The organism is Pinisolibacter sp. DMC100, assembly GCF_056313705.1.
The window spans coordinates 63162-75169 of the sequence record NZ_JBQUZT010000010.1 but is presented as its reverse complement, the minus strand read 5'-3'; the positions used below and the strand labels follow the sequence as shown (position 1 = coordinate 75169).

At 63.7% G+C, this 12008-nt stretch carries 12 protein-coding genes; 6 read left to right on the top strand and 6 right to left on the bottom strand.

Features of this window, described 5'->3' with window-relative positions; all coding sequences use genetic code 11:
- Positions 1 to 497: 497 nt before the first annotated feature.
- The gene (locus tag ACT541_RS19795; protein ID WP_476138980.1) at positions 498 to 1088 is read right to left on the bottom strand and encodes a hypothetical protein; all 591 of its coding nucleotides are present in this window, start codon (positions 1086 to 1088) and stop codon (positions 498 to 500) included.
- A 34-nt stretch (positions 1089 to 1122) separates the two neighbouring features.
- Positions 1123 to 1431, bottom strand: coding sequence for a hypothetical protein (locus ACT541_RS19790; RefSeq protein ID WP_476138978.1), 309 nt, complete (start codon positions 1429 to 1431; stop codon positions 1123 to 1125).
- Between the two features lie 342 nt (positions 1432 to 1773).
- Here ACT541_RS19790 and ACT541_RS19785 point away from each other — a divergent pair, with 342 nt between their 5' ends.
- The 4 genes from ACT541_RS19785 to ACT541_RS19770 all read left to right on the top strand — a co-directional run bounded on the left by ACT541_RS19785 (position 1774) and on the right by ACT541_RS19770 (position 5597).
- Positions 1774 to 2454, top strand: a complete 681-nt coding sequence (locus ACT541_RS19785) for a hypothetical protein (protein ID WP_476138976.1) — start codon at positions 1774 to 1776, stop codon at positions 2452 to 2454.
- A gap of 65 nt (positions 2455 to 2519) precedes the next feature.
- Positions 2520 to 3188 carry a hypothetical protein gene (locus ACT541_RS19780; RefSeq protein WP_476138974.1) on the top strand — a complete coding sequence of 223 codons (669 nt, stop codon included), beginning with the start codon at positions 2520 to 2522 and terminating at the stop codon, positions 3186 to 3188.
- A gap of 454 nt (positions 3189 to 3642) precedes the next feature.
- Positions 3643 to 3774, top strand: a complete 132-nt coding sequence (locus tag ACT541_RS19775) for a hypothetical protein (protein ID WP_476138972.1) — start codon at positions 3643 to 3645, stop codon at positions 3772 to 3774.
- Between the two features lie 1433 nt (positions 3775 to 5207).
- Positions 5208 to 5597 carry a hypothetical protein gene (locus ACT541_RS19770; protein WP_476138970.1) on the top strand — a complete coding sequence of 130 codons (390 nt, stop codon included), beginning with the start codon at positions 5208 to 5210 and terminating at the stop codon, positions 5595 to 5597.
- A gap of 48 nt (positions 5598 to 5645) precedes the next feature.
- On the opposite strand, the gene choV is transcribed toward ACT541_RS19770, so the two are convergent.
- The 4 genes from choV to ACT541_RS19750 all read right to left on the bottom strand — a co-directional run bounded on the left by choV (position 5646) and on the right by ACT541_RS19750 (position 9737).
- Complete coding sequence (gene choV, locus ACT541_RS19765) at positions 5646 to 6824, bottom strand: choline ABC transporter ATP-binding protein (protein WP_476138968.1); 1179 nt, start codon at positions 6822 to 6824, stop codon at positions 5646 to 5648.
- On the bottom strand, positions 6821 to 7705 hold the full coding sequence (choW, locus tag ACT541_RS19760; protein WP_476138966.1) for a choline ABC transporter permease subunit: 885 nt from the start codon (positions 7703 to 7705) through the stop codon (positions 6821 to 6823). Before choW ends, choV begins: the two co-directional genes overlap by 4 nt.
- Before the next feature lie 65 nt (positions 7706 to 7770).
- Positions 7771 to 8721 (bottom strand): choline ABC transporter substrate-binding protein, encoded by a 951-nt coding sequence (locus tag ACT541_RS19755; RefSeq protein WP_476138964.1) that lies wholly within the window; start codon positions 8719 to 8721, stop codon positions 7771 to 7773.
- Between the two features lie 128 nt (positions 8722 to 8849).
- A complete protein-coding gene (locus ACT541_RS19750; RefSeq protein ID WP_476138962.1) occupies positions 8850 to 9737 on the bottom strand; it encodes an alpha/beta hydrolase in 888 nt (295 codons plus the stop codon).
- Between the two features lie 331 nt (positions 9738 to 10068).
- Here ACT541_RS19750 and ACT541_RS19745 point away from each other — a divergent pair, with 331 nt between their 5' ends.
- Both ACT541_RS19745 and ACT541_RS19740 read left to right on the top strand, forming a co-directional pair.
- Complete coding sequence (locus ACT541_RS19745; protein ID WP_476138960.1) at positions 10069 to 10194, top strand: hypothetical protein; 126 nt, start codon at positions 10069 to 10071, stop codon at positions 10192 to 10194.
- Between the two features lie 194 nt (positions 10195 to 10388).
- A complete protein-coding gene (locus tag ACT541_RS19740) occupies positions 10389 to 11795 on the top strand; it encodes an aspartate aminotransferase family protein (protein WP_476138958.1) in 1407 nt (468 codons plus the stop codon).
- Positions 11796 to 12008: the final 213 nt, after the last annotated feature.

Below are 12008 nucleotides of genomic sequence, written 5' to 3'. Positions count from 1 at the left end.
CGCCGCGACCTCCCGGATGATCCGGATCGACTCCGCCTCCAGGGCCTTCAGATGCGTGTGACGTGCGACCGACATGGGATCCTCGGAAATGCATTGAACGAGTGCCCGACGAACGGTGCTTTCGTCTCCCTATCTCGGGCTCGCTAGACGATCGCTCAACCACGCAACGGTTGCGCATCGCGATGTTGCGCGGTGACGGCGTCCGAGCTCTATCCGTTTCGGTTCGGCGTTTCCTCCTCCATGCTATCCATCTTGGATGCAATCCGATGGGGCGGCCGCCTGTTCGACGATCGGACCCATTCCGACGGGCAGTCAATTCAACGGGAATACGCTTGCCCAAATCACGAAAATTATCATCTTCGTAATTGAACTTAGTTATTGTCTTTCCTGTTAAAAATGTTGACCGGAACATGATATGTATCACATTTCATGCGATAGAATTTGAAATTGCAATAACAATCCGTATTGTGCTTTTAATGTAGAAATTTGAGCTGTTACTACTTTTTTATTATTTGTTCTTGGTATTTTTTGAAGATTTTTATTATTGCATTTTCTTTTCCGATGTGTCCTTTCCCTCGTGTTTCTGCGCCTGCGCTTAATATCGTCTTGCAGAACAAAGCGTACTCGGACTTTGAAAACGTCAATTGGATCGTGTGCCGCTTGTCTTCGGGGCTTGCGCCGGCAAGAAGCAGTGGCAGGGTCGCCGGGGCATTGGCCTCGGCCAGATCGAGCAGTTCTTCGCAATTCTCTTTGTTGACGTGTGGTGCAATCACATCGAGCTTCGTCCACCCAATTCTGATGAGGCGAGCATCATCTTGCACCATCTCGTCGAACACACGTGCGATTCGTAACAACGCGTAGACGCGGCGCATCTTGAGCTGCGTCTTGTCGCAGATCGCGCGCACTGCGCCCGGTTCGGATTCGCAGATCGAACGCAGTTCTCGAGCGAGGCGCAGGAAGGCGTCATCACCTTCGGCATGCAGGCGCTCGATCGCCTCGATAGTCTCGGGGGTCATCGGGAACTCCATTTCATCTTTCATAGCAAGCGCGTTGGGGAGAATGAAGGCGCGTGGATGCTCGACGTTCACCCGCGCGCCGGCTTCTTTGAGGGAGGGCTTGCGCTCACCCTCGGCGGCGCCATTGCTGACGCCAGCGGTCGTGGTCGACGGTCCCTTCAGGATAAGGGTTCTCCCTGAGCCAGAAACCGAGCTTGAATGCCTCGTGACCATCCTCCGGCGGCGTGTAGAGACGCGGGTGGGTCTTGAGGGAAACGAGGCGCTGGCCCCGCTCGTACATGAGGTCGTTGCGCAGAGCCCCTCGACGGTTGGCGCGGCGCAAGATCTCTTCGATCCGCTCGGAGACGAATACGCGGTCCTCGGTTTCGACGGGATCTGTATAATTCATCTCGACGGTGATAAGGAATAATCGCATCTGTTTCTCCGTATCTTTACAATGCCATTTGATCGTAATGGGCGACCAAGTATTTGCAATTTAATATTTCATCCGGCGGCGAATTTTTCGATCAAATATTAATATATGTGATTCCGATATACTTTGTTTCGGATGATTGCTTTGTGATGTAATGATCGATGTGTCGTTCCTTCTCGGTGTTCGCGTGCTGCCGTGCTCTGGCGTCTGACGCCTGTCTGGACGAGGCGTCTCAGTCGGGTTGGGCCCACACCGGCCCACATCTCTCGGAAGACGGGTTGACAGATTGATCAGATAATTGCAATTGACAGCAATGCCTCGTTTGGACGTCACAAGGAGCCTTCCATGACCTCTGCGATGAAGGTTGATGTCCGTTCCGCTGCAAGGGCCGATGCTCGTGCTGCTCCCGCCATCCAGCCCGGCGCCCGAGATCGAATCGCCCGTTCGTTCGATGACGATCTCTATTGCCCGCACGTCCCCATCGAGTACCGGCCGATCTTCGGACGGCGCCCTCTGCTCCCAGGAGAGTTTGCCGAGCATTACGACCAGCTCATGCGAGGCTTCGTCAATCAGATCAGGCCAACCACGATCTTCGTGTGGATCGAGGTCTGGAAGCTCTGCGTTTCGACTTGGGAGTTGGCGCGATTGCGGGAGGTTGCCAATCGAGTGCTCTCCGTCGCGGTCGTCGATGAACTCGCGAAGATTCTTGCTGCACGCCGTAGTAAGAGCCCGCGCAAGCGCATCACGCCGACCCTAGAAGATATCGACACCGCTTCGAGGATCGTTCGGCAGAGCCGATCGCCGGACGATTTCGAGGATCAGCTGCATGCAATCGGCTTGGCTTGGCCAGAGTTGAACGCGAAGGCTCATCTGTCTGTCTTGCCAGCGAGCGAGACGATCGATCGCTTGCAGGCCACACAAGAGAAGCGCCTGGGCGATGCGCGGCGGAGCTTGGTCGAGATCGAATATCTGGCACCGAAGACGAATGCTCTTTCGACCACCTTCGTCGATCCGACAGTCGAATGACCGAAGACGGAGGAAGGTGAAGCGAAGCGTGCTTGGCCTTCCCATCCGTCGGAGAGAAACCAGATATGAACCAGTTCGTTGAGCGGCGTCTTAGCGCCAATCGGGCGAATGCGACGAAGTCGACCGGACCTCGTAGCATGGCGGCCAAGAAAATCAGTGCCCGTAACGCCCTGAAACACGGTTTGTCGACGCCCCATCTGATACCGGTCGTCGACTTCGGCGAAATTGAACGTCTTGCGATCGATCTGTGTCGCGATGACCCGGAAAAGGAGTTACTGTTTCATGCGCGGATTCTCGCTCGAGAGCTGATCCGCCACGCGTTGTTCGAGCAGATGCGTTGCGATTACGTCGGTGAGTTGTTGACGAAATTCTCGCTCGAACTGAGGATCGATATCCCGGTAGATGTGAATCTGCTCGGCAGTGAGGCGCGAGAACGCTGGTTGCAAGTCGTTGGCCGTTTCTACATGGAGAACGCTGCTGAATTCGCATTGCTGGATCTTTATGATCGACGTAGCCGGCGTCGGCTCAAGAAGGCAACGCGCGCCTTTTTGCATTCCAAAGCCGACTTGGCATTCTGGCGTACCGAGCAACGGCGGATGGACCAGCATCTTGAGGAAGTGATCGCTTATGGACTCGATGGGCCGTCAGGGCGAGGCCAGCGACGCTTGCGATTGCCGAGGCGCTCGTCACTCGAGCTGCCGCGTGTTCCGTGTCCACCGAGTTTCCGGATGTGACGAAGTCCATGCCGAGACTATGGAAAGATCGCGCAATTCGACACGTTCTTCGAACTTCGGCACTTGCATGATACAGGCAATCGAGGATGTCGCCTCGGGCGAGCTCTACGATCCGATGGAACTCCGTCGGGTAGGCGCAGCCGACCGCAGAGTGCCGACGCCTCGCACTGCCAACCATGAGGCGCATTTGAACTCGTCGGCCATCGTCTGATCAAGGGGTGGTGTTTTTCGGGCCAGTTTGATCGAACTGTCTTCAACGCCAATAGTCTCTCGCTGTCGAATTGTCTCAGAGGTTCTTGGCTGGTCCCGTATGGCGGGAGGCCCCAGTACGGGCGAGCGCTCGAACGGCCCGCTGCGATTTCGGCGATCACGATCATTGCCAGGCGATAGTGCGTCCGATTTCGTCACCACGAAATCGGCACGCTGCAAGACTTGGCGGCGAGTTGTGCAGGCGATGACTGCCATCGCCATCGCCATCGCCATCGCCATCGCCATCGCCATCGCCATCGCCATCGCCATCGCGCGAGTCGAGGCGAACACCGCATCGGTCTTTCGGCTCTGGTGCCCTCCGCAACCTCCGCCGTGACGTCGAGTCGATCGCTCTCCCTCCGGATGTCGACAAGGTGCCCGCGCTCGATGATCCGCGTCAGCCTTGGTCTTGGGCGCCAACCCGTCATCGCACCGTCTTGGTATGAGCGACGGCTTCTGCTCACCCTATCCGGTAAGATGCTCGGCACGATCTGAACGTGCGCGAAGAGCACGAGTCACTGTCCATCGGTCGACTCGATGACGGCGCGTGCGACCACGCTGCCCGCGCGTCGTGACCGGCGTGTGGGGTGCCTTGGGCGGTGGCGCTGCCGAGCGAGTTCGAGCGCAGCTCCTACTCTCCAGCTCGTTGTCTTCGTGGTTAAATTGATCAGCCGTATTCGCGTATCAATATTATCGATTAATTCTGATACACAATCTATCTTTGCGGTATAATTATCTGATTTATCAAATATTTAACATTTATTCTATGTTTTCTTGATGTTTGGCGATGCGTTTCATTGGCGTAATGCGTCTACTTGTTGGTGTGTTTGACTGAATATTGTTTCGGTCGTGGTCTGTTCTTGCTCGACGCGCACCTGTGTCGGATCGGAGATCCGTTCTCGGGCGCCTGCTGTCGATCTTTCCGTGCAGGTCGCGATATCGTGCTGAGCGGGCGTCCCATGCCGGGCCGTCTCCCCGGCCTCCTCATTGAACCTTCGAGTGCAATGCCGGCGCACGATTCGATGCGGGGCAGCAGTCGTTTCCATCATCGCACTCCAATCCTGCGACCATGATGCGGGGCGACTGGCCAGTTGTCGTAGCCCGACCGTGAATGTCACCGGGCTGATTGAGCCGGCAAGCCTCTTCGGGGGCTTTGAACCGGCCGCTGACGATTTTCCCCCTTTCTTCGAGCGAAGGGTACGACCGGAGACAAGAGCGGGGACCACGTCGCAGCGGAGTTGTGACCCATATCGGGGGCGCTGCCCGACAAATTGAATAAACGAACCCAAATTCCGGTGGTCGCCTCTCCCGTGAGCGTGCGGAGGCAGCACGGATGGCATCACGACGTTCAAATCTTGCCGACACAACAGAACGGGCCGAAGTGTCCCGGCAAAAAATGTCGGAATTGCTTGGGATGTCGATCTTTGCCAAACCGAAACCCGGGCGAAAAGGATACGCCGCGAGGTCGGATCCGGTGTCTCGTTTGTCCCTATCGGCTGCAAGAGGCGATAGGCGTCCCTGCCAATGTCTCTGGTGGGACCATGTACAAAGTGAGAACAAAGCGCATATCCCAAGTGGCGGGCCATTCGGACAGCCCCGGTACTTGGCAGTTCGAAGCTCTCCGGTCGGTCGTGGAGGTGACGTTTCCCGAGGTTCGGCGGCGCCTTGCGCCGCAGATCGACGATCTGCGCATTTTGAACGAAATCGTCAAACGTGTTGTGATGGCTCATGCAATCATCCGCGGTAACACATAGTAGGAGAGGTTCTGCCATGTTCGTTCATCACTTCGGTCGAGTCGGGTTGATCGGCTTCCTCGCAGGGTTCTCGATCCTGCAAGGTGCCGCTGCCGCATCCGAAACCGATCCCTCATGGTTGCCGAAGGGTGCCGCGCTCTCCTGGACGAAGGCTGCCGCGGTGCAGAAGCCAGCCGACGTCGGAGCGAAACGTTCGCGTGACGCCGCGCCGGTGCTTCGTGCCGATGGCCGCACCGTCACCGCCGCAACGGTCGGCAAGGCATTTGCGCCCGGTTCGGCATCGGTCGATCCGATCCGCGTTGCCGACGCGGATGCTCCGAGCAACGCCGTGCGAAGCCGGGGTGGTGGGCGGCCGTGCCTGTCGGCGACCTGTCCCGGTGCCATGATCCTGGGAACGTCCTATTGATCCCGTGATCGTGCGCGATCCGTCGAAGGTTCTCGACCGGATTTCGCCTCAGCGCACGCGGGCTTCCCAGCGGCCGAGGCTCTCGTAGATCTCTTCCTCGCCGCAGATGCCGGCGAGACGGCCGGCGTCGTCGACGACGACGATCGGTACGCCCGAGCGGCGCTGGAGCGCGATCGCGCGGCGCAGCGTCAGGTCGAAGGGGGCGAGGATCGCCTCGCCCTCGGCGGCGTCCTCGGCCTCGGCGCCGACGAGGCGCAGGGGGCGACCGGCGCGGGTGACGGCGACGGGCTTGCCGGCGGCGTCGAGGCGGACGCGTAGGCGACCGGCGGCGCCGACCGGGATCTCGTCGCCCTCGCGGCCGAACTCGGCGATCGGGCGCATGGCGGTCTTCGCCGTCAGCACGTTCAGCGGATTGGTGTGTTTGACGAAGTCGCCGACGTAGTCGTTGGCGGGGCGGAGCAGAATGTCCTCGCGGCTGCCCGACTGGACGATGCGGCCGCCCTCCATGATGGTGATGGTGTTGCCGAGCTTCATCGCCTCGTCGAGGTCGTGGCTGACGAAGACGATGGTCTTGCGGATGCGCTTCTGCAGGTCGATCAGCTCGTCCTGCAGCTTGTCGCGGATCAGCGGATCGAGCGAGGAGAAGGGCTCGTCCATCAAGAGGATGTCGGCATCGGTGGCGAAGGCGCGGGCGAGCCCGACGCGCTGCTGCATGCCACCGGAAAGCTCGTGGACGTATCGGTCGGCCCAGCCGGAGAGGCCGACCATGGCGAGCTTCTCGTCGACGATCGCCGCGCGCGCCTTCGCCCGCATGCCGCGCAGTTCCAGGCCGAAGCCGGCGTTCTGGCGCACGGTGCGCCAGGGCAGCAGGCCGAACTGCTGGAAGACCATCGAGACGGTGCGCGAGCGCACGGCGCGCAGCGTGTCCTCGTCGCAGCGCGCGACGTCGACCGGGCGGCCGGCATGGGCGACCATGACCGAGCCGCGCGACGGTTCGTTGAGGCGGTTGACGGCGCGCAGGATGGTCGACTTGCCGGAGCCCGACAGGCCCATCAGCACGCAGATCTCGCCCTCAGCCACCTTCAGCGAGATGCCGGCGGCGCCGACGATGCAGCCGGTCTTCGCCTGGATCGTCTCGCGGGTCTCGCCACGATCGAGGAGGGCGAGTGCCTCGGCGCGGCGGGTGCCGAAGACGATGTCGACGTCGCGGAATTCGACGGCGTTCATTCCGGCATCCTCCCGCGTTCGGAACGGGGCGGGCCGTCGGGCTTCTCCGGCTCGGGCCGGCGCAGCACCCGGTCGAGGATGATGGCGAGCACGACGATCGCCGCACCGGCCTCGAAGCCGGTGGCGACGTTGACGGTGTTGAGCGCGCGCACCACCGGCTTGCCGAGGCCGTCGGCGCCGACCAGCGCGCCGATCACCACCATCGACAGCGACAGCATGATGCACTGGGTGACGCCGGCCATGATGGTCGGCAGCGCATGGGGCAGCTCGACCTTCCACAGCAGTTGGCGTTTCGTCGCGCCGAAGGCGAGTGCGGCCTCGCTCAAGGGCTTCGGCACCGAGGAGATGCCGAGATGGGTGAGGCGGACGGGGGCGGGCAGGGCGAAGATCACGGTCGCGACCAGTCCCGGCACCGAGCCGAGGCCGAAGAGCACCAGCGTCGGGATCAGATAGACGAAGGTCGGGATCGTCTGCATCAGGTCGAGGATCGGCCGGAGGATGCGGTAGAGCCAGGGCCGATGGGCGGCGGCGACGCCGAGCGGCACGCCGACGATCATGCAGACGATGGTCGAGGAGAGGACCAGCGCCAGGGTCTGCATCGTCGCCTCCCAGTAGCCGAGATTGACCACCAGCGAGAGCGAGAGGAGCACGAAGACGGCGAGCGAGATCGAGCGGTGCAGCGCCCAGGTCGCCACGGCCGCGACGACGACGGCGGCGAGCGGCGGCAGGGTGAGGAGCACGCCCGTCAGCCCGTCGATGACGGAGCCGAGCACCAGCGACACGGCGTCGAAGAAGCCGCGGCCGTGCGTGGTGAGAAAATCCATCAGGATCTTCATCCAGCGCCCGAGCGGGAGCTTGTTGTCGACGAGCCAGTCTTGCATGGGATCGGTTCCGGTCGGGTCGCCCGGCGGCGCGAGAGGCGCCGCGGGGCGGGACGCGCTGGGCCTCAGAGCTTCAGCGCGGCCTTGACGGCGTCGAGGCCGGGCTTGCCGTCGAAGGTGGTGACGCCGTCGAGCCAGGCCGACCAGACGGACGGATTGGCCTTCAGCCACTTCTCGGCCGCCTTGTCGCCCTCCATCCCGTCGTTGAGGATATAACCCATCACGACGTTCTCGAGCTCCAGCGTGAACTTGAGATTGCCGACGAGCTTGCCGGCGTTGGGGCACTGGGCCGGCCAGCCGGCGCGGACGTTGGTGTAGATCGTCGCGCCGCCGAAGTCGGGGCCGAAGACGTCGTCGCCGCCGGAGAGATACTTGATGGCGTATTTGGTGTTCATCGGATGGGGCTCCCATCCGAGGAAGACGATCGCCTCGCCGCGGCTGCCGGCGCGCTCGACCTGGGCGAGCATGCCCTGCTCGCTCGATTCGATCAGCTGGAAGCCGTCGAGGCCGAACTTCTTGCCCTCGATCATGCCGAGGATCAGGCGGTTGCCGTCGTTGCCGGGCTCGATGCCGTGGATCTTGCCGCCGAGCTTGTCCTTGAACCTGGCGATGTCCTTGAAGTCCTTCAGGCCCTCGTCCCACAGCTTGGCGGGGACGGCGAGCGTGTACTTGGCGCCGGTCAGGTTGGCGGCGCCGACCTCGATCGACTTGTCGTCGACGAAGGGTTTGCGATCGGCCTCCATCGTCGGCATCCAGTTGCCGAGGAAGACGTCGATGTCCTTGTTCTTCAGCGAGGCATAGGTCACCGGCACCGACAGGACCTGGGTCTTGGGCTGGTAGCCGAGACCCTCGAGGATCTTCGAGGCGATGGCCGTCGTGGCGGTGATGTCGGTCCAACCGACGTCGGAGAAGCGCACGGCCTTGCAGGCGGCCGGATCGGCGGCCTCGGCCGCGGGAGCAGCGAGCACGGCGGCGGCGAGCAGGGTGGCAAGGGTGACGGCTTTCGGGCTCGGCATTCATCGTCCTCCTGAAAATGCGGGCACACCGGAGCGCAACTCGCCCCGAATGTCCAGTCCGCATCGACTGTTCGCGACGTCGCGGCAGGCATTCCTTCGGAGGAGACGGGCCTTCGGCGAAGACGCGGTCACGGCTTCGGCGTCGTCACGGCGCGGAACCAGGCGGCGAGCGCCTCGGTGACGCGCGGGTCGTCGAGCACGCGGTGGCGGGTGCCGGTGACGGCGATGCGCTGCTTCGGCTCGGCGGCGAGCGCGAAGAGGCGGGCGCCGTGGTGCGCCGGCACGATCTCGTCGTCCTCGGCGTGGAGCAGCAGCACGGGCGCGCCGACCGCGGCGATGCGGCGGTCGGAGCGGAAGCGGTCGGGCAGGACGTATCGGACCGGCAGGGCGGGGTGGCGCTCGGCGGCGACGTCGGTCAGCGAGGCGAAGGCGGCGTCGAGCAGGAGACCGGCGAAGCGGTGGCGGGCGGCGAGCGCGGTCGCGACGCCCGTGCCCAGCGACTGGCCGACGACGACGATGCGGGAGGCCGCCCAACCGAGTCGGCCGGCCTCGGCGAGAGTGGCCTCGGCGTCGCGGGCGAGGCCGTCTTCGGTGGGCGAACCGGTCGAGCCGCCGAAGCCGCGGTAGTCGATGGCGAGCACCGCGAGGCCGAAGGAGCGCAGTCGTTCGATCTGGTCGACGCGGTCGGCGAGCGAACCGCCGCTGCCGTGGAAATAGAGCGCGAGCGCCGCACCCTCGGCCGCCGGCACGAACCAGCCGACCAGCCTTTCGCCGTCCTCGGTCGCGATCGACAGCACGCGGGCGCCGGCGAGCCCGGCCTCGGCCGGGGCGACCGTCTCGCGATCGGGGGCATAGACGAGCCGCACCTCGAGTGCGGGAACGGCGAGGCCGCCGGCGAGACCGATCGCCGAGGCGGCCGCCGCCGCGAGGAGGCCGCGGCGCAGAGCCCGGCGTCCGGTCGGGTGATCCGGTCCGGGCGGCAGGGCGGCCGGCGAAGGGCTCGGCGGTTGCGACAAGGACGGCTCCCGAGGTGGCGGCGACATTCGTGCCGGCGCGGCGCGCGCGCCCGACATCGGTAGCATCCGCCCATTCGGCGAGGCAACGGCGGCGGAAATCCGGGCATCGGAGGGAAGCCGGGGTGTCGTGGTCGACGTAGAAGTCGGCCTGTGTCTGGTTACGTCAACCTTAATGATCGCAAAATGAATTCACTACAATTTTATGCAACTACAGTATAGTTAATGACGTTGCGTTAGTATTAATCCATCGCATTTGTTGAAATGGAATGCTCAAAATGCCATCAACTTCGCACCGATCTCGGACGGGGTCGGCGAAAAAGGAGATGATCCCATGAAGGAACTCAAGCTCGACCAGCTGAAGACCCTCGCCGGCGGCGGCGGCCCGTGCGGCAAGGACAAGGGCGGCTCCTCGGCTCCGGACTGCGGTGGCAAGTCCAAGTCGGGCAAGTGCAGCTGATCTGAGCGGCGCGGGGGCCTCATGGCCCCCGTCGACGGCTCGACGAAGCCGGGTCGAACGTTTCGCTCGATCCGGCTTTTCGCGTCTTGCCCCTCGAGGGGCGGGATCATCCCGCGCCCGCGGACCCGACCGAGGGGACGGGCCCGCGGATGCACGGTCCGACCATCGCGCGGCGTTTCATCGGAGCCTGCCCCATGTCGACCCTTCTGCCCCAGACCCTTTCGCCCGACACGCTGGCGCCCGAGACGCTCGCCGATCTCGTGGCCGCCGACACCGCCCATCACCTCCATCCCTTCGCCGACATGAAGGATCAACTGGAGCATGGTGTCCGCGTCATCACGCGCGGCGAGGGGGTCCATGTCTGGGACGGCGAGGGCAAGAAGTATCTCGACGCCTTCGCGGGGCTGTGGTGCGTCAACGTCGGCTACGGCCGGCGCGAGATTTCCGAAGCCGTGTTCGCCCAGATGAACCAGCTTCCCTTCTACAACACCTTCTTCGGCACCACGACGGTGCCGGCGACGCGGCTGGCGGCGAAGATCTGTTCGCACGCGGGGCCGTCGATCAACCACGTCTTCTTCACCAACTCGGGCTCCGAGGCCAACGACACCTGGCTGCGGCTGGCGCGGGTCTACTGGGCGACCAGGGGCAAGCCGAAGAAGACCGTCGTCGTCTCGCGCCACAACGCCTATCACGGCTCGACGGTGGCCGGCGCCAGCCTCGGCGGCATGCGCCACATGCACGAGCAGGCGGGTTCGCTCGTTCCCGACATCGTCCACATCGGCCAGCCCTACTGGTACGCCGAGGGCGGCGACATGACGCCGGAGGCCTTCGGCCTCGCCCGGGCGCGCGAGCTCGAGGAGACGATCCGCCGGATCGGTGCCGACCGCGTCGCCGCCTTCGTCGCCGAGCCGATCCAGGGATCGGGCGGGGTGATCGTGCCGCCGTCGACCTATTGGCCGGAGATCCAGCGGATCTGCCGCAGTCACGACATCCTGCTGGTCACCGACGAGGTCGTCTGCGGCTTCGGCCGGCTCGGCGAGTGGTTCGGCTTCCAGCACTACGGGCTCGAGCCGGACTTCTGCCCGATCGCCAAGGGCCTGTCGTCGGGCTACGTGCCGATCGCCGGCGTGCTGGTCTCCGACCGCGTCGCCGAGGTGCTGATGAAGGAGGCCGGGCAGATCGCCCACGGCTTCACCTATTCCGGCCATCCGGTCGCCGCCGCCGCCGCGCTCGCCAATCTCGAGATCATCGAGCGCGAGGGGCTGGTCGAGCGGGTGCGCGACGACATCGGCCCCTATTTCGCGAAGGCCTGGGGCGGGCTCGCCGATCACGTTCTGGTCGGCGAAGCGGTGTCGGTCGGCCTCCTCGGGGCGATCCAGCTCGTCCTCGACAAGACGACGCGCAAGCGCTTCACGAAGCCCGAGGACATCGGGATGATCGTGCGCAACTTCTGTTTCCGCGACGGCGTCATCCTCAGGGCCGCGGCCGACCGCATCCTGATCTCGCCGCCGCTGATCATCTCTCGCGACGAAGTGGATCAGGTGGTCGCCACGGTGCGCAGCGTGCTCGACTTCGTCGCCGCCGAACTGTCGTCGGATTGAGGTCGTTCCGCCGCCGTTCCGGCGGTCGGCGGGTCCGGATTAACCCGGAATTAAGGCTGACTTCAAATAGTGACCCGACGGTAGGGCGAAGACGCGTGGGGTCGGATTCCCGCGCGGGGGACGCGCCCGCCGCAACGCCGGCATCGGGCGGACGCCCGGCGACGGGTGCGTCGGCGTGACGGCGAAGCGGCGGCGATCCGACCAACGGTGCGG

Coding starts and splice junctions, on each gene's coding strand:
- ACT541_RS19755 (WP_476138964.1), bottom strand. CDS start 8,721: ATGCCGAGCCCGAAAGCCGTCACCCTTGCCACCCTGCTCGCCGCCGCC.
- choW (WP_476138966.1), bottom strand. CDS start 7,705: ATGCAAGACTGGCTCGTCGACAACAAGCTCCCGCTCGGGCGCTGGATG.
- choV (WP_476138968.1), bottom strand. CDS start 6,824: ATGAACGCCGTCGAATTCCGCGACGTCGACATCGTCTTCGGCACCCGC.
- ACT541_RS19745 (WP_476138960.1), top strand. CDS start 10,069: ATGAAGGAACTCAAGCTCGACCAGCTGAAGACCCTCGCCGGCGGCGGC.
- ACT541_RS19770 (WP_476138970.1), top strand. CDS start 5,208: ATGTTCGTTCATCACTTCGGTCGAGTCGGGTTGATCGGCTTCCTCGCA.
- ACT541_RS19785 (WP_476138976.1), top strand. CDS start 1,774: ATGACCTCTGCGATGAAGGTTGATGTCCGTTCCGCTGCAAGGGCCGAT.
- ACT541_RS19790 (WP_476138978.1), bottom strand. CDS start 1,431: ATGCGATTATTCCTTATCACCGTCGAGATGAATTATACAGATCCCGTC.
- ACT541_RS19740 (WP_476138958.1), top strand. CDS start 10,389: ATGTCGACCCTTCTGCCCCAGACCCTTTCGCCCGACACGCTGGCGCCC.
- ACT541_RS19780 (WP_476138974.1), top strand. CDS start 2,520: ATGAACCAGTTCGTTGAGCGGCGTCTTAGCGCCAATCGGGCGAATGCG.
- ACT541_RS19775 (WP_476138972.1), top strand. CDS start 3,643: ATGACTGCCATCGCCATCGCCATCGCCATCGCCATCGCCATCGCCATC.